The organism is Candidatus Kuenenia stuttgartiensis (assembly GCF_900232105.1).
GTDB lineage: Bacteria > Planctomycetota > Brocadiia > Brocadiales > Brocadiaceae > Kuenenia > Kuenenia stuttgartiensis_A.
In genome coordinates this window covers 1,052,439-1,069,468 of record NZ_LT934425.1, presented here as the reverse complement: position 1 = coordinate 1,069,468, position 17,030 = coordinate 1,052,439, and the positions used below count along the sequence as shown (strand labels likewise).

General features: G+C 41.0%; 13 protein-coding genes and 2 rRNA genes. 12 read left to right on the top strand and 3 right to left on the bottom strand.

Annotated elements, in window-relative coordinates; all coding sequences use genetic code 11:
- The first annotated feature begins 164 nt into the window (after nucleotides 1-164).
- The 11 genes from KSMBR1_RS04945 to KSMBR1_RS04895 all read left to right on the top strand — a co-directional run bounded on the left by KSMBR1_RS04945 (nucleotide 165) and on the right by KSMBR1_RS04895 (nucleotide 11,099).
- Nucleotides 165-3,164, top strand: a 23S ribosomal RNA gene (locus tag KSMBR1_RS04945).
- Nucleotides 3,165-3,335: 171 nt separating this feature from the next.
- Nucleotides 3,336-3,445, top strand: a 5S ribosomal RNA gene (gene rrf / locus KSMBR1_RS04940).
- Nucleotides 3,446-3,586: 141 nt separating this feature from the next.
- Nucleotides 3,587-4,039, top strand: a complete 453-nt coding sequence (locus tag KSMBR1_RS04935; protein WP_099324327.1) for a Fur family transcriptional regulator — start codon at nucleotides 3,587-3,589, stop codon at nucleotides 4,037-4,039.
- A complete protein-coding gene (gene rpmB, locus KSMBR1_RS04930) occupies nucleotides 4,030-4,299 on the top strand; it encodes a 50S ribosomal protein L28 (protein WP_230405758.1) in 270 nt (89 codons plus the stop codon). Before KSMBR1_RS04935 ends, rpmB begins: the two co-directional genes overlap by 10 nt.
- Before the next feature lie 30 nt (nucleotides 4,300-4,329).
- A complete protein-coding gene (gene gatC / locus KSMBR1_RS04925) occupies nucleotides 4,330-4,617 on the top strand; it encodes an Asp-tRNA(Asn)/Glu-tRNA(Gln) amidotransferase subunit GatC (protein ID WP_230405759.1) in 288 nt (95 codons plus the stop codon).
- A gap of 25 nt (nucleotides 4,618-4,642) precedes the next feature.
- Nucleotides 4,643-6,103, top strand: a complete 1,461-nt coding sequence (gene gatA, locus KSMBR1_RS04920) for an Asp-tRNA(Asn)/Glu-tRNA(Gln) amidotransferase subunit GatA (RefSeq protein WP_099324325.1) — start codon at nucleotides 4,643-4,645, stop codon at nucleotides 6,101-6,103.
- Between the two features lie 30 nt (nucleotides 6,104-6,133).
- Nucleotides 6,134-7,576: an Asp-tRNA(Asn)/Glu-tRNA(Gln) amidotransferase subunit GatB gene (gene gatB, locus KSMBR1_RS04915; protein ID WP_099324324.1), complete on the top strand. Its 1,443-nt coding sequence runs from the start codon at nucleotides 6,134-6,136 to the stop codon at nucleotides 7,574-7,576.
- 240 nt (nucleotides 7,577-7,816) lie between these two features.
- Nucleotides 7,817-8,083, top strand: coding sequence for a cyclic di-GMP-binding domain-containing protein, MshE-related (locus tag KSMBR1_RS04910; RefSeq protein ID WP_099324323.1), 267 nt, complete (start codon nucleotides 7,817-7,819; stop codon nucleotides 8,081-8,083).
- A gap of 380 nt (nucleotides 8,084-8,463) precedes the next feature.
- On the top strand, nucleotides 8,464-9,237 hold the full coding sequence (locus KSMBR1_RS04905) for a phosphorylase family protein (RefSeq protein WP_099324322.1): 774 nt from the start codon (nucleotides 8,464-8,466) through the stop codon (nucleotides 9,235-9,237).
- 142 nt (nucleotides 9,238-9,379) lie between these two features.
- Entirely contained in the window at nucleotides 9,380-10,429 is a 1,050-nt protein-coding gene (gene mtnA, locus KSMBR1_RS04900; protein ID WP_099324321.1) for an S-methyl-5-thioribose-1-phosphate isomerase, read from the top strand.
- A 388-nt stretch (nucleotides 10,430-10,817) separates the two neighbouring features.
- Nucleotides 10,818-11,099 carry a hypothetical protein gene (locus KSMBR1_RS04895; RefSeq protein WP_099324320.1) on the top strand — a complete coding sequence of 94 codons (282 nt, stop codon included), beginning with the start codon at nucleotides 10,818-10,820 and terminating at the stop codon, nucleotides 11,097-11,099.
- A gap of 312 nt (nucleotides 11,100-11,411) precedes the next feature.
- On the opposite strand, the gene KSMBR1_RS04890 is transcribed toward KSMBR1_RS04895, so the two are convergent.
- The 3 genes from KSMBR1_RS04890 to KSMBR1_RS04880 form a co-directional block, all read right to left on the bottom strand.
- Nucleotides 11,412-12,536, bottom strand: a complete 1,125-nt coding sequence (locus KSMBR1_RS04890) for a hypothetical protein (RefSeq protein WP_099324319.1) — start codon at nucleotides 12,534-12,536, stop codon at nucleotides 11,412-11,414.
- 354 nt (nucleotides 12,537-12,890) lie between these two features.
- The gene (locus KSMBR1_RS04885) at nucleotides 12,891-14,699 is read right to left on the bottom strand and encodes a glutamate mutase L (protein ID WP_099324318.1); all 1,809 of its coding nucleotides are present in this window, start codon (nucleotides 14,697-14,699) and stop codon (nucleotides 12,891-12,893) included.
- A 333-nt stretch (nucleotides 14,700-15,032) separates the two neighbouring features.
- Nucleotides 15,033-15,422, bottom strand: coding sequence for a hypothetical protein (locus KSMBR1_RS04880; protein ID WP_099324317.1), 390 nt, complete (start codon nucleotides 15,420-15,422; stop codon nucleotides 15,033-15,035).
- Nucleotides 15,423-15,664: 242 nt separating this feature from the next.
- Between KSMBR1_RS04880 and thrC the strand changes: the two genes are divergently transcribed.
- Nucleotides 15,665-17,002, top strand: coding sequence for a threonine synthase (gene thrC / locus KSMBR1_RS04875; RefSeq protein ID WP_099324316.1), 1,338 nt, complete (start codon nucleotides 15,665-15,667; stop codon nucleotides 17,000-17,002).
- Nucleotides 17,003-17,030 lie beyond the last annotated feature (28 nt).

Below are 17,030 nucleotides of genomic sequence, written 5' to 3'. Positions count from 1 at the left end.
TTTGATAGCTAATTTTAAGCCTGTATAATCACATGTAGACTGCATATTGTATATCTCAGCATTTGTCATTGTTGGAGATTGAAATACTAAGTTTTGCGACATAGTTTGTTCTTTGAAAAGTGAATACTTAACGGGTAGCAATTTGATTCTCGATTTATTTAAGATATCAAGCCAATAAGGGTACATGGTGGATGTCTTGGCGCTGAGAGGCGATGAAGGACGTGGAAGACTGCGATAAGCTTCGGGGAGCTGCCAAACAAGCTTTGATCCGGAGATTTCCGAATGGGGCAACCTACTATAGGTTTATGCTATAGTATCTACACCTGAATATATAGGGTGTAGAGGCGAACGGAGAGAATTGAAACATCTTAGTAACTCCAGGAAAAGAAAGAGAATTCGATTTCCTTAGTAGCGGCGAGCGAAAAGGAAGAAGCCTAAACCAGCTATGTGTCAAGCCCTTGTGCGTTGCATAGTTGGGGTCGTGGGTGTTGCGGTGGCAGTACAAGGACTGCCTGTGAAGTTACAAATGTAATTTTTAGCTGAATAGTACTGGAAAGAATAACCATAGAAGGTGATAGTCCTGTAAGCGAAAAGAATTACACTTCTAGCGTAATTACCCGAGTAACACCCGTCTCGTGGAAGCGGGTGTGAATTTAGGGAGTCCACTCTCTAAGGCTAAATACTACTCAGCGACCGATAGCGTACAAGTAGCGCGAGCGAAAGATGAAAAGAACCCCTGTTAGGGGAATGAAATAGAACCTGAAACCGTGTACTTACGAGCGGTGGGAGCACTATGATTCTTTAATAGAATAATGTGTGACCGCGTGCCTTTTGCATAATGAACCGGCGACTTATTGTGTATTGCAGGTTAAGTCTTTATGGGACGAAGCCACAGCGAAAGCGAGTGTGAAAGCGCGAACTATATGTAGTACATAATAGACCCGAAACCATGTGATCTACCCTTGGTCAGGATGAAGCGAATGTAAAAATTCGTGGAGGTCCGAACGCACTTGCGTTGAAAAGCGAGGCGATGAACTGAGGGGAGGAGTAAAAGTCTAATCAAACTTGGTGATAGCTGGTTCTCTCCGAAATAGCTTTAGGGCTAGCCTTATGGCGTGAATATGATGGGGGTAGAGATACTGAATAGATTCTGGGGCCTACCAGGCTACCAAGTCCAATCAAACTCCGAATACCATTATATAAGTCATAGGAGACAGACATTGGGGGATAAGCTTCATTGTCAAAAGGGAAACAGCCCAGACCGACAGCTAAGGTCCCTAAAATAGACTAAGTGATAAAGGAAGTGAGAGTGCAAAGACAGTTAGGATGTTGGCTTAGAAGCAGCAATCATTTAAAAAGTGCGTAATAGCTTACTAACCGAGCATTCTTGCGCCGAAAATATTACGGGACTAAGTTTATTACCGAAGCTTCGGATTGTTCGAATTATTTATAATTTGAACAGTGGTAGGAGAGCGTTCTATGTTAGGTTGAAGAGAGACTGTAAAGACTCTTGGACGATATAGAAGTGATTATGCCGGTATAAGTAGCGATAATATAAGTGAGAATCTTATTCGCCGTAAGCCTAAGGTTTCCTGGGGAAGGTAAATCCGCCCAGGGTTAGCCGGAGCCTAAGTCGAGGCTGAAAGGCGTAGACGATGGACAACAGGTTAATATTCCTGTGCTACCATAATAGCGTTGAACATGGGGGGACAGAGGTGTAAAGGTTAGCAAGCCTAATAGACACGGTTTGTTCAAGCCGGAGGTGTTATTCCAGGAAAATCCGGAATGCTAAAACATCGATGGTGAGTACGTTGGCGTAAGCCTATAAGTAACCGGAGCATCTCTCAAGAAAAGCCTCGATTGTGAGTTATTGTGGTATCCGTACTAAAACTGACACAGGTAGGCAGGGAGAGAATCCTAAGGCGCTCGAGAGAACCCTCGTTAAGGAACTCGGCAAAATTACTCCGTAACTACGGGAGAAGGAGTGCCTCAAGTAAAATTGAGGCCACAGTAAAAAGACCCGGGCGACTGTTTACTAAAAACACAGGTCTCTGCTAAGATTTAAAATCAACGTATAGAGACCGACGCGTGCTCGATGCCAGAAAGTTAAGGGGATGGGTTAGTGTTTGAAAAGATGCGAAGCTCAGAACCGAAGCTCTGGTGAATGGCGGCTCTAACTATGAGAGTCCTAAGGTAGCGAAGTTCCTTGTCGGCTAACTTCCGACGTGCATGAATCGCGTAACGACTTGGGTACTGTCTCAACGAGGGACTCGGCGAAATTGTAGTCGTGGTGAAGATGCCACGTACCCGCGGCAAGACGGAAAGACCCCGTGAACCTTTACTGTAGCCTATTATTGGGTTTTGGTACAATTTGCGTAGGATAGGTGGGAGACTTTGAAGTCTCGGTTTTGGCCGGGATGGAGTCGCCGTTGAAATACCACCCTTGTTATGCTAAAATTCTAACCAAATGCCGTGAATCCGGGTTTGGAACAGTGGTAGGTGGGCAGTTTGACTGGGGCGGTCTCCTCCAAAAGAGTAACGGAGGAGTCCAAAGGCTTCCTCAGTGCGGTTGGCAATCGCACGTAGAGTGTAAGGGCAGAAGGAAGCTTAACTGCGAGACATATAAGTCGAGCAGGTGTGAAAGCAGGGCCTAGTGATCCGGTGGTTGTGTGTGGAAACGCCATCGCTCAACAGATAAAAGGTACTCCGGGGATAACAGGCTTATCGCCCCCGAGCGTCCATAGCGGCGGGGCGGTTTGGCACCTCGATGTCGGCTCGTCGCATCCTGGGGCTGGAGAAGGTCCCAAGGGTTCTGGAGTTCACAGATTAAAGCGGCACGCGAGCTGGGTTTAGACCGTCGTGAGACAGGTCGGTCCCTATCTGTCGTGGGTGTGTGATATTTGAGGAGATCTGTCCTTAGTACGAGAGGACCGGGATGGACGTACCGCTGGTGTACCAGTTGTCGTGCTAACGGCATAGCTGGGTAGCTATGTGCGGAAAGGATAAATGCTGAAAGCATATAAGCATGAAGCCTACTCCAAAACTAGATATCATTTTCTTTTAGAAGAGAGACACCTTGTAGACTACGAGGTTGATAGGCCAGAGGTGTAAGTATAGTAATATATTTAGCTGACTGGTACTAATTTGTCGAAAAGCTTGAGTTCTTTATATAAATTGCGTTTCAATTTGTTACCGTTAAGTTATTCATTATTGTATAAGCTGTTAATTTTTTTGATACTTTTTCAAAAAAAATATTACACATTGACGATTTAGTTTCAAATGCTATCGTTTGAAAAAGAGTGAAGTTTGAGGTTGATTGATATAAATTTATAATTTCCGGTGGATATAGTAAGAATGAAACACCCGTTTCCATTCCGAACACGGTAGTTAAGCTTCTTACGCTGATGGTACTGGTGAAAGCTGGGAGAGTAAGTTACTGCCGGGAATAAATAATAAAACCCGTCCCGATACATCGGGATGGGTTTTATTATTTGTAGCTTTATTTTTATCTTAAATCTACAAAAAACTAAATTTAGGTTATATTTTCAAGTTTTATAGGTGAAATTTAAAATAAAGGTAGTCCATCATGGATTCAGAGGAAGAGAAGTTCATTGAATTTCTTTATTCTCGAGGTTTAAAATATACAACAGAACGAAAGTCTGTTTTTACTCATGTGTTTGAAAGCCATAAACACTTTGAAGCAGATGAGTTGTTAGTGGATTTGAGGCTGAATGGTTATAAAGTATCAAAAGCGACGATTTATCGTTCTCTTGCTCTGCTTGTCGAAAGTGGGTTGTTAAGAGAAGTTATATCTGGCGAGAGGCACACGCATTATGAGCATGTTCATGGACAAGAACATCATGATCATTTAGTCTGTGATAACTGTGGTAAGATTATAGAATTTTTTGAAAAAAAAATTGAAAATCTACAAGTTGCTGTGTGTAAAAAAAATAAATTTGTTCCAAAATCACATCGGTTACAAATTCAAGGACTGTGTGAAGATTGTTTTAAAAAACCTGACGAAAAGTTATGTCAGTAAGAAATTTTTGTAGAAAGGGTATTTTTATGTCTAGGGTTTGTGAGATATGCAAAAAAAAGACAGTAGCGGGCAATCAGATTGAAACTAGAGGTTTGGCAAAGTGGAAAGGTGGCGTAGGTAAAAAAATTACAGGGAAGACAAAACGAAAGTTTAAGCCGAATATACAAAAGGTAAAAGCACTGATTGATAACAAAACTGTGAAAAGAATAAAAGTTTGTACGAGGTGCATTAGTGCTGGAAAAGTAATAAAAGCATTATAACCTTATGAATCGTGGATAAGTTGAAAAATTATGAATATTAGTAATAAAGACATCGAATATGTTGCATCATTATCAAAATTTGAGCTTAGTGACGATGAAAAGAAAATATTTACAAGTCAGTTGCGAGAAGTGCTGTTGTATATAGAAAAATTAAATAAACTTAATACCGAAAATATTGCGCCGTTAATTCACCCTTTCAATATTACCAATATATTTAGAGAAGATACGTTGGAAGAATCAATCAGACGGGAAAAAGCCCTCTCCTTGGCACCTGCTACTGAGGGTTTTTTTTTTAAAGTACCAAAAGTACTGGAATAAATAATTTGTTATAAGAGAAGCGTTTTTGAAATTTTTAAGTTTTACCGCACTTCAAATAAAACGGAAAATATTATCAGAAGAAATTCGGGCAACGGACATAGTTAATATGTTGTTTGAACGGATTTTTAAGATCGATTCAAATATACAGTCATTTCTTACATTAGATGAAGAAAACGCATTTAAAAAGGCTAAGGAAATTGACAAGAAGGTTGCAAACCATGAGAGTGTAGGTTTGCTCGCGGGTATCCCCATTGCCGTTAAAGATAATATTTGTACAAAAGATTTAACTACTACGTGTGCCTCTAAGATTCTCAAAACTTTTATCCCACCGTACGATGCCTTTGTTGTTAAACGGTTAAAAGAAGAAGATTCCATTATAATTGGCAAAACCAATTTGGATGAATTCGCAATGGGTTCTTCAACCGAAAACTCCAGCTATAAAATTACTCGCAATCCTTATAATCAAAATTTTGTGCCAGGCGGATCAAGCGGTGGTTCCTCAGCAGCAGTGTCCGCAGATCTTGCATTTATGGCATTGGGTTCTGAAACTGGTGGTTCAATAAGACAGCCTGCGGCTTTGTGTGGAGTTGTTGGATTAAAACCAACTTACGGAAGGGTATCTCGATTTGGTTTAGTTGCATTTAGTTCTTCTCTTGATCAAATTGGCCCTATCACTAAGGATGTAAGTGATGCTGCATTGCTTTTGAGTGTAATTGCAGGTAAAGATAAGAATGATACTACGTGTGCTGATATAAATGTCCCTGATTATCTAAATGGAATTGGTGGTGGTGTAAAAGGCATTAAAATTGGCATTCCGCGTGAATATTTTGCAGAGGGTTTGGATGCTGATGTTCGTACGGCAGTAGATAACTCTTTAAAAATTTACGAAAGACTTGGGGCTAAGCTTGTAGAGGTATCTTTGCCCCATACTGAATATGCAGTTGCTGTTTATTATATAGTGGCAAATGCAGAGGCAAGCTCTAACTTATCGCGATTTGACGGTGTAAGGTATGGTTTTCGTGCAAACAATATAAAAGGCATTGATGAAATGTATTGCCGGTCCCGTTCGGAAGGATTTGGTAATGAAGTGAAACGGCGTGTTATGCTCGGCAACTATGCATTAAGTTCAGGTTATTATGAGGCTTATTATTTAAAAGCTTCAAAAGTGAGGAATTTAATAAAAAAAGATTTTGACACGGTCTTTGAAAAAGTTGATTGCATTGTTTGCCCCACCTCCCCTGTTCCTGCATTTAAGATCGCAGAACGTATTGACAATCCCTTAGAGATGTATCTTTCTGACATTTATACCATTCCCGCAAACTTGTCCGGCATTCCAAGCATTTCGATTCCTTGTGGATTTTCTAAAGAAGGTTTGCCGATTGGTTTGCAGATACTCACCAATTACTTCGAAGAAGCTAAAATGTTACAAATTGCATATTCTTTTGAAAGAGATACTGACTTTCATTTGATTGAACCCAAATTGTAATTTTACTGTATTAAAGGCAAAAATATTCAAATGGCTTACGAGGTTGTTATAGGACTAGAGACCCATGCTGAATTGTCTACAGTCACAAAATTGTTTTGTGGTTGTAATGCAAAGTTTGGCGCTGAGCCCAATACACAAATATGTCCAATTTGTTTAGGAATGCCTGGTGTTTTGCCGGTCGTAAACAAAAAAGCCTTTGAGTATGCATTAAAGGCTGCTATAGCACTGAATTGCACTATTAACCGATACACGAATTTTGATAGAAAGAGTTATTATTATCCGGACTTACCCAAAAACTATCAGATTTCACAAAATTATTATAATTTAGGTGTTGATGGATTTATCGTTATTGAAGTGAACAATGCCATTCAGAAAATCAGGGTACATAATGTTCATCTGGAAGAAGAAGCCGGTAAGCTTATACACCCTGAAGAAGCAGGTGCAGATTATAGCCTTATCGATTTTAACAGAGCTGGAGTTCCTTTGTTGGAAATTGTTTCATACCCGGACATGAGAAATATAGTTGAAGTAGAAAGCTATATGCAGACATTAAGAAAAATAATTTTTTATACAGGCATATCTGATTGTAAGATGCAGGAGGGATCACTTAGATTTGAGGCAAGCATTTCATTGAGAAAAAATGGTGAAAAAAAATTGGGTAATAGGGTGGAAATTAAAAACCTAAACTCAATGAAATCTGTATTAAAGGCGATTGAATATGAAACATCAAGGCAGCGCGAATTACTGAATCGTGGTGAAATGATAGAGCGGGAAACGCGATTATGGGACGAAATACGCGGGAGAAGCGTAAGAATGCGTTCAAAAGAAGAAGCGCAGGATTACCGCTATTTTCCCGAGCCGGATTTATTACCGTTTGTGATAGATGAAAAATGGATATGTTCGATAAAAGATACTATTCCGGAACTTCCTCTTGAAAGAAAACAGAGGTTTGTAGCGTCTTTTCAATTATCCAATTACGACGCTGATTTGTTGACTGAGGATAAAATGCTTTCAGATTTTTTCGAGGAATGTGTGAAGGTTGTAAATCTCCCTAAAGCATTATGTAATTGGATAATAAATGATTTGTTAAGGGAAGTAAAAGAGAAACGGTTGGATATTGCTTCGCTGAAAATGAAACCGGAGCAATTAGCATCTCTCGTGGGAATGATTGATGATGGCACAATAAGCAATACAATTGCCAAAGAAGTGTTTTCTGAAATGATTGACACGGGAAAAGAACCAAAAACAATTATCGAAGAAAAAAAACTGGCGCAAATTAGTGATGAGTGGCAGATAATTGAAATAGTAGATAAGGTTATTGTTTCTCATCCAAATGCGATAGAAGATTATAAAAAGGGTAAAAAGAATGCTATTGCCTTTATCATTGGACAAGTTATGAAAGAATCAAAGGGAATGGCAAACCCAAAAATAGTGAATGAAATCTTGAAGAATAAATTGAAAGGTTTGGACTAAACGACGCTGTCATTAACCTCAAATTTTGTCCGTTTTTAAAAACATTCATCATGTTACATCCGTGGAACCATAAGAAACTATGAAGCGCTACAATTATTTGAAGAAGTATTAATTAATTTTGAATTTTTGAGCCACTAAATTTGCAAAATAATAAATAGGCATAATTTTTATGTATGATTTGGCAAACCGATATAATATCGTAAAGATAAAAAGATTAAATCATAAAATAAGAGATTGTTAATGAAAATAGGTGAATTTTTAGTTAAGAATAATTATATTTCACAAGAAACATTAAATGAAGTGCTCAGTTTACAAAAGCATGATAACAATTTGCGTATAGGTGAATTACTGGTAAAAATGGAGGCTATTACAAAAAAGGATTTACTTCAGTATATTAATGAATATATAAAAGTTGCGACAAATATAGACATGGGAGAAGCAAAAGATTGGTTGAGCCAGGATCAGGTAGATAATATGTTTTCGAAATATTTTAATTCTCATAACTAATTCTTTCTTATCTATCTGTTTGGCTCCTTTCGATATCCTTTCTATATTTTTCCTCGCTACCGCTAAATATTTCTAGCACCTCTTTTCATTCCGCGTGTTGTTTGCTTATAGACGCATTGGTCCGAGATTTACTTCCATATTGACTCTGTTGATTAACTATCATTTCGACAACATGCCTGATTTGTAGTACTTTGCAATATAACTTTGATGTTGCCGTGGGTTTCCATATCCCACCTTAGATTGTTGATGTAGAGACGCATTGCATGTGTCTCTCTGTTGTTTCATTCAACATTTTCATTATGTGCAGCAGTTTCCGGACGCATGCAATGCGTCTCTACAAAAAAATTGAAATTCCTAAACGTTAAATTAGCGCAAGAACAATGATTGTAATATTTTTCGCTCTAAGCCGGGAAATTGTTTCTATAAAATCAAAAGTAAATATTTTGGGGAAAATACGTTTCGGACATATTACATTTTACCATGCCGAGCTGTATGGTTTTCCGGTAGCACTTATTCAGACGGGAATAGGGCAAAACGTTTCCTCTGTTCTCCAGCACTTATCTCAACAATTCAGAATACAGTTAGTAATTTCTTCTGGTTTTGCGGGGGCGCTGCGGCCGGAAATTGATGTGGGCGATTTGGTCATAGGGGAAAAAGTATTGTATGTAACAGATGAAACATTGGGAAAGAAAGCGCATAGCAGCCCGGTTATTTCCTGTGAATCTTCCATTTTGGATGTGGCGAGGGAATTGTCCGGCAGCCCTCGTTTTAAAGTACATTATGGAATAATTGCGACAACAAATAAAATAATCCACTTATCTTCATACAAAAAATTACTTGGAAATACTACTTATGCAATTGCCGTTGACATGGAATCTTTTCTGATTGCGGAACAGTCGCATAATCTAGGGATCCCATTTATTGTCGTGCGGGCAATTTCCGATAGGGCAGATGAAGATGTGGCTGTCTGTGAAAACCTTGTTAATGAAAAAGGGAACATAAATGTGCCTGCCGTATCATTGTACCTATTTAAGAAACCGTACAGCATTTTTACCTTAAAAAATCTCCGTAAACAGGCAAAGTTCGCATCACGCTCATTATCGGAGTTCCTGCCGGATTTTATTACACAAATATATAACACTCTGTTAAAATGATGGCGGCTGTTACCCCGGACGAAAAGCATTGTAGCACCTCACCCCCTTTAATTTTAGTTTGCGAAATGCAGAAATTCAAAATCCCAAATAGCATAACAATTAAGTTTATAGATGGTATGTATTATTACATAAGGAGATGGAAATGCCGTTACCAACCATAGAGTGGGAAGGGAATATAGAAGGCCGTGTTCGATTGATCGACCAGACCCTTTTGCCTGCTGAAATAAAGTATATATATTGTGAAGACTTAAAGAGTATTTGGCGCGCAATTAAAACACTCATGGTACGAGGAGCGCCGGCAATTGGCATCGCAGCGGTTACCGGCGTGTTATTAGGAATTAAAGATATTCGCACCGATGATACAGAGGCTTTTTTTAAAGAACTAAAGAATGTTACAAACTATCTTGGTTCCTCACGGCCTACGGCGGTAAATCTTTTCTGGGGGCTTTCCAGAATGGAACGTGTTGCATGGGAAAACCGTGATAAACCGGTCCATACAATCAAAGAAATCCTCTTGCGGGAAGCAATCAATGTTCAAAATGAAGACAAATCTATTTGCAGGCAAATAGGGGAAAACGGAGCGAAGTTTATTAAAGACGGTGATGGCGTTCTTACACATTGCAATGCGGGCGGACTTGCCACTGCGGATTACGGCACCGCGCTGGCAGTTATGTTTAAGGCAAAAGAAAACGGTAAAAAATTTAAGGTCTACGCCGACGAAACCCGTCCACTTTTGCAAGGCGCACGACTGACGACATGGGAACTCATGCATGCCGGCATAGACGTTACACTTATATGCGACAACATGGCGGCTCATGTAATGAAATTAGGCAAGATTCAGTGTGTTATTGTGGGCGCAGACAGGATTGCGGCAAATGGCGACGCCGCAAATAAGATTGGCACATATGGCGTATCAATCCTGGCAAAAGAACATGGCATTCCTTTCTATGTCGCAGCTCCGGTATCTACATTTGACCTGAATATCACATCTGGCGATGAAATTCCCATTGAAGAACGGTCATCAGAGGAAGTTACCTGCGGGTTTGGCAAAAGAACGGCACCGGAGGGAGTAAAGGTATTCAATCCCGCCTTTGATGTAACGCCGGCAAAAAATATTACTGCGATTATTACCGAGAAAGGCGTAATAGAAAAACCTTCCACGGAAAACGTGCAAAAAATTTTAGGTAAATAACATTTCATAGAGTGGTATAGCCGCCACCAAAAAGATTTTAACCACGAAGCACGAAATAAAAAATACGAAAGGTGCTCTTGTTTAAAATTTTAAATTATCTGTAACTATTGAGGGTAAACGATACATGGCTCGTTCCCAAACCTTGTACTGAACATAGTGAAGTATCTGTTTGGGAACGCAATTGCGCTCTGATCTCCGGTAGTTTAATAAATTACGCTGAATAGTCACAATCATTTTGTCATTAGAATTTGTTTCGTATTTCGCGTTGCGTATTTCGTATTTCACCATTAAATATTTTGCCAAAAGATGCGAAAAAATTACTGATAAGGTACTAAATATACTAGCCGCAAACCCTCCGTTTTAATATTTCATTAAAGGAATACTATGCATGAAACTACGAAATTATCTCTTACAGACAATACCAATCCTTGCTATTTTATTCGTTCTTCCAGGCTGCGGTGACGAAAGGGTATATATAAAATTTAAAACCTCAGAGCAATTTTTTATTGATGACTCGAAAACGGATGCGGATAAACTCAACCGTGAGCTTGAATATGACATAAGGCAGGCAGAAAAAAAACGGAAAGAAAAACAACAGAAAGAAGAAGCGGCTAAAGCCGAAGCCGAAGCCGAAGCCGAAGCAGAAGCAGAAAGATTACCTGCCGAATAAGGCTGGTTAATGGATGCTGGCATTAAGGCTTTGCATCAATGCAAACTTGAACCTCCATTTTATATTGTTCTTGCCTGCCGGTAGGGGGGGATTTCGCCATTAAACACCTGGTGTCGTCTTTGGCCGCAACCAAATTCGAAAATCCGAAGCGAATTCTAATATCAAGTGAAAAAAATTAAAAACGAGGTTTGGAATATTTGAATTTGTAGTTTTGAGTTTTGAGATTTTTTCGAATTTCGAATTTAGCGGTTTTTAATGAACAAAAACTTACAAAACGAGGATGGAGGAAATAAGTTGTACGTAAAGGCGTAATTAAGTTTCAATCATTTCCACATTTGTCCGGGGAACAACCGCAGATGTGCCATCTGCAAATGCTACTTCAAGCACGCGTACGGTGGCTTCTGTTTCGATGAGTTGTGGGGAAAAGGGCAGTGCCTTGATGTTTCCGATCCTGCCAAAATAGGGCGCACGAATGACCCTCACCGGATCTCCGATTTCCATACCTCTGTCTGCCATACCAGTATCTTTCTCTCCGGTTGTCTGAGTTGCAAGCGGTATTATAATTTCAGGACGCACCACCCCTGCACGTATCTGAGTCGCCCCGTTTATTGAAATCTTGGCGCCTGCGCGGGATTTGAGCAATTCGAACGTCCTTTGTGCCATTTGTATGCGCCCAAACCCTTCCGTAATGATAAGCGTTATGTCAATTTCTTCCGAACCGGTAATCGCCACGCCTAAATCATATCCCAGGAGTTTCTTAAGGTCATCATCATTAAAACCACCGACAATTATACCTTTAACGCCGATCTTTTTTGCCTTTTCAATGGTATCATATTCAACAAAAGCGCCGCCAACAATAATTTTGTCTTTGTATTCAGAATGAATTTTATCTGCGGTAATTATATCGTCAGGGCCGTCAACGGCGATTGCAAGTTCGCCAACCGTTTCCCCGCCAACGCCAAAAATCCCCTGTATGAAGGTGCCAACCGTTTCTACCACCACCCCCTCTTTTTCCATTACTTCTGTAACGATACCATCAACGTGGGAATATACCTCGATCGGCCTTGGAGGTTCGCGCAGAAGAATTTGTCCCGTTATCGTAGAGATTGTTTCAATAGTACCGGTAATGGGCGATAGCAAAACAGATTTCATCATCTTCAGCCATGGCCTTGTCTCCGCAATGGGTTCGTTTTTCTGTACGGAATCACCCTCTTTTTTCAACATGTAATCCTTAAGGTCTTTTGGTTGAATTCCCAGCCGGTTAACCGCATTAGTGACGTGCACTTTGCCGGGTAAATGGGTGACAGCTACAACATCCTCAGCCTTCAACGTAGCGCCTTTTTTAACAAGAACGTCACCCAGCAGGGGCAAGGATCTTCGGCTTGCGATTTTTGTTTTTTCAGATATGCGTAAACCAGGTGTATATGCGTGTGTCATGTTTTACAAAATCCTGTTTTTAATGTAGAGACGCATTGCATACGTCTGTAAACTGCTGTACGTAAAGAAAAATATTGACATAACAAAGAGACGCATGCAATGCGCCTTTAAAAAATATTGAAATTCCTAAGCTGGCATGGCCAGAACCAAACAAGCGCGAAAATAGTCCCCAATCTCCAGTCCTCGATCCTCAATCTGCAATTTGCCGATTGCTGATTGCTGATTGCTGATTGTAGATTGCCGACTACAGAAGTGGCCATTAAATATTTTCCAAAAAGCACGCACTGACGAATGGAAGTGTGCAAAGAAAGTAGTGATAAGTACTAAGCATAATTTAACGTCCTGGTAAAACTCCTATTGCGGATACGCATCAATGGCTTGCGTCCATTTCTTTAATTGCTCTACCCGCGAGGCTTTATCTTTCGCCAAAACAACAGGTCTTCCCCGGGTATCGATTACAACGCCGATAACCCCGCCATGTACATGTGCGGTGATAGCCTTTCCCCTTCCCTTGCCTACATCATAATTCTTCGACGGGGATATCTCCATTTCCGCAGTTTCATTAATATCAAGGGGTATCACGCGCAAATCTCCAAACGGCATTGATTCTTCCCTTGTTTTCCCACCGGGCAGGGTTATTTTATACGACAGACATGCCTCCCCTGCCTTGCCGGTGCGGCTTTTTGCAAGAGAAACGCAGGTTCCAAGATGAATCAGGCAATCTTTCATAAATACCTCCGTTGCCGCCTTTTCATTTATTGAGGAAAGGACTCCGAGATGCGGCATCATGAAAATACTGTCCACGGCAATCCTCGTTATCCCTTCCGGCTGAAAGGCGTCAATCATCATAAGCATTGATTGCACCCTTCGCGGCGCATGGGATAATACCCCTCCGCTGCCAACCAGAAGATCTAATTTTAGCATGTCAACAATCGTTTCTGCTGAAACATCCTGTTGTAACGCCTCGGAAATATCCCTCTCCCGCTGTACACCTCTTAACCCGACTGCCAATGATTTATGCTGATCAAAGGAAAGCCTGAGCGCTTCACGAGACAATGCCTGCTCTATTTTTAGTTCATCCAGAGTTTGCGGTATGGTCGTAGGGCGGATCATTTTATTCTTAATCCTGTTCCTTAAATCAGATTCCTCTATATCAAAAGGCATCCACCTCAAAATATTCGGAAGTCCCGCCTCTGCCAAAACATTTGACACGCTATAGCTCATTCCCAGATTTGCGCTAACCGTACGGTTGAAGACCTCTCCATAAACGGAAAAAACATCAGTTGTTGCACCACCAATATCAACCCCGACTACGTTAATATTGTCCCTCTTTGCTATCGTCTGCATAATGAGGCCGACTGCCGCCGGGGTAGGCATAATCGGGGCGCCTGTCCAGGTCATCAGTGTCTTGTAGCCTGGCGCTTGCGCCATGACATGTTCAAGAAAGAGTTTTTGAATCTCCTGGCGTGCAGGGAAAAGATTTTCCCGCTCCAGTGTGGGACGCAGGTTTTCAGTGATATGCAGCGAAGTTTTTTCCCCCAGTATTTCGGTGATTTTTTGACGAACGTCCTTGTTGCCTGCATACACAATGGGAAGTTGAAATGACATGCCGAGCCTTGGTCTTGGATTCGCTGCCGCGATATATTCTGCCAGTTCCACTACGTGGGTAACCGTCCCCCCGTCCGTACCTCCGGAAAGGAGTATCATATCGGGCCGCAGGTGTCTTATCCGGTCAATTTTTTCATGAGGGAGCCGTTTATCATTTGAGGCAATGACGTCCATGACGATTGCGCCTGCCCCCAATGCCGCTCTTTGGGCGCTTTCTGCTGTCATAGTCTTGACTGCCCCCGCAACCATCATTTGCAATCCCCCGCCTGCGCTGCTTGTGGAAACATAAATATCAACCCCCACATTGCCACTGGCAGGAGTTATAATTTTTTCTCCGTCTAAAATCTTCCTGCCTGAAAGCTCCTCCACCTCCGCAAATGCGTTGAGTACTCCACGGGTAACGTCTTCAAAAGGGGCTTCCACGGTTGTCGGTGATTCTCCCCTGAATGTTTGCCGGTAAACGCCGTCATTTTTCTCAATTAAAATAGCTTTTGTAGTGGTACTGCCACAATCTGTGGCAATGATAACATTCAAATCAGGATATTTTTGTTCCATAATCTATGTTCTATTTTAATGTGAATTATTGTAACATTTTAGTTTTTTGAAAAATTCCCGGGATTGAAAAAATACCATGTAGCCCCGTCAGGGGCGGTCTGTTTGTAGCGCAATAAAATTCAATAAGGTAAATAGCTCCGTAGGAGCGGCCTGTCCGTATTCAGGCAGACCTGTTTATATGGATTTACAAGAGACAGGTCGCCCCTAATTGCAGAGACAGGTTTCAAACCTGTCTCTACGATCTGTTATAATATCCTATTTTGCTGCAAACAGGCTGCTCCTACGGAGCTTATATGTAGTACACTTTTCAAAAAACTAAAGTGTTACGAATTATTACAATTTTTCTTCGTTTTTCTTTTTATCTTCTTGCTGATGTTGATGTGGCGCATTTTCTAATGCTTCAATTATCATCTTCATACCCTTTCTTCTTTCAAGAATGCCCTGAAGTATATCATATTCTTTGGGGGAAAAGAAAAAGGTTAAAAATGGCCTTAAGAATACCATTGCCTGACTTCCAATATAGTTAAGCGGCTGCATACACTCCAGAAACATTGTTGCCGGTATGGTAAGCCTTCTTTTGTGAATTATTGCCGCTAATCGGGCAGCGAGGGCATGTTCGTATTCTTTAAATACCTCGTATTCCTGCGCAGTGCCAACACTGAAGGCATGTTTCAGCCCACGTTTGAAAGTTTCTTTATCAAAATCTTTGAAGAATGGCAACATTATAAACACTTTCAAAATTTTTATGGTGGTCTGGCATTATACAATTTTGTCGATACAACGGCTTGTGAGAAGCTTATCAGAACAAGAGTGTTTTTGTCAAAACGAAAATAACCGTTCTGCGCGGGAAAGGCCTTTTTATTTTACTTGATAATCCAATGTATGTCTGCCTATAATGAGAAAAAATTTCACAGAAGTAATTGTAGAAAATATTTATTTTACGAGGGAAAAGGGAGAACGGCTTCATGCCATACAGAGCGTGGTTTCAATGCATTGCGGGCTGCGATGAAAAATACAAGCTAAACGAAATTATTTATCATTGCAAAAAATGCGGCAACCTTCTTGAGGTCGTGCATGACCTGGATCAATTGCGTAAGCACGACGCAAAATACTGGAAGGATTTGCTGGATGCACGCTATCTTCGCACGAAATGGCCATATGGCAGTTCTGTCTGGGGAAAGAAGGAATTTGTATGTCCGCAGGTGAAAAATGAAAATGTAGTCTCCTTGTATGAAGGCGGCAGTAACCTTTTCTGGGCTGAAAGGCTGGGAAAGGAACTCGGCATTGAAAATATCTGGATCAAGCAATGCGGAAATTCCCACACGGGATCTTTTAAAGATTTGGGAATGACCGTACTGGTTTCCATGGTAAAACAGATGATTTCAGAAGGGAAAAAAATTCCCGCGGTAGCCTGCGCCTCCACCGGGGATACATCTGCCGCCCTTGCCGCATATTGTGCAGCGGCCGGGATTCCTTCAATTGTATTTCTCCCAAAGGACAAGGTGTCCCTGGCACAGCTTATCCAGCCCATTGCAAACGGCGCCCTTACGCTCTCCATCGATACGGATTTTGACGGCTGCATGAAACTGGTCAGGGAGGTGTGTCTTAAAAACAATATCTATCTTGCCAATTCCATGAATTCTCTGCGCATCGAAGGACAGAAAACTATCAGCGTCGAAATTGTACAACAGTTTGACTGGGAAGTCCCCGATGTAATCGTCGTCCCCGGAGGGAATCTAGGTAACACTTCCGCCATAGGAAAGGGTTTTCTGATTATGGAAGCAATGGGTATTACAAACAAAAGGCCGCGCATTGTATGCGCTCAGGCAGCCAAGGCAAACCCTTTGTATCTTAGTTATTTGACAGGTTTTAAAGAATTTAAGCCAATAAAAGCACAAAAAACACTCGCCAGCGCCATTCAGATAGGGGATCCCGTAAGTTACCAAAAGGCGATCAATATATTGAAAAAGTTTGATGGGATTGTCGAACAGGCAACGGAAGACGAATTGGCAAATGCAGCGGCGCAAGCGGACAAAACGGGACTGTTTAGCTGTCCCCACACAGGCGTTGCGCTTGCCGTTCTGAAAAAATTGCTGGAAAAGAAAAAAATTAAAGCGCATGAAAAGGTCGTGGTTATTTCAACCGCACACGGGTTGAAGTTTACCGAGTTTAAGATAAATTATCACGAAAATAAACTGAAAGAAGTTACACCAAGGTTTGCAAATCTACCTGTATCAGTTCCGCCATCATACGAAGCAGTTAAAACCGCAATTTTAGAAAAATTTGAGGGTTTTTCTTTATAAATGAATTTCACTCTTTCCCGCCACATTA

Bases quoted from the DNA above. Each gene is read 5' to 3' on its own strand.
- gatB (WP_099324324.1), top strand. From the start codon at position 6,134: ATGGCTTACGAGGTTGTTATAGGACTAGAGACCCATGCTGAATTGTCT.
- gatC (WP_230405759.1), top strand. From the start codon at position 4,330: ATGAATATTAGTAATAAAGACATCGAATATGTTGCATCATTATCAAAA.
- KSMBR1_RS04910 (WP_099324323.1), top strand. From the start codon at position 7,817: ATGAAAATAGGTGAATTTTTAGTTAAGAATAATTATATTTCACAAGAA.
- KSMBR1_RS04895 (WP_099324320.1), top strand. From the start codon at position 10,818: ATGAAACTACGAAATTATCTCTTACAGACAATACCAATCCTTGCTATT.
- mtnA (WP_099324321.1), top strand. From the start codon at position 9,380: ATGCCGTTACCAACCATAGAGTGGGAAGGGAATATAGAAGGCCGTGTT.
- rpmB (WP_230405758.1), top strand. From the start codon at position 4,030: ATGTCAGTAAGAAATTTTTGTAGAAAGGGTATTTTTATGTCTAGGGTT.
- KSMBR1_RS04890 (WP_099324319.1), bottom strand. From the start codon at position 12,536: ATGACACACGCATATACACCTGGTTTACGCATATCTGAAAAAACAAAA.
- KSMBR1_RS04935 (WP_099324327.1), top strand. From the start codon at position 3,587: ATGGATTCAGAGGAAGAGAAGTTCATTGAATTTCTTTATTCTCGAGGT.
- KSMBR1_RS04880 (WP_099324317.1), bottom strand. From the start codon at position 15,422: ATGTTGCCATTCTTCAAAGATTTTGATAAAGAAACTTTCAAACGTGGG.
- KSMBR1_RS04905 (WP_099324322.1), top strand. From the start codon at position 8,464: ATGATTGTAATATTTTTCGCTCTAAGCCGGGAAATTGTTTCTATAAAA.
- KSMBR1_RS04885 (WP_099324318.1), bottom strand. From the start codon at position 14,699: ATGGAACAAAAATATCCTGATTTGAATGTTATCATTGCCACAGATTGT.
- thrC (WP_099324316.1), top strand. From the start codon at position 15,665: ATGCCATACAGAGCGTGGTTTCAATGCATTGCGGGCTGCGATGAAAAA.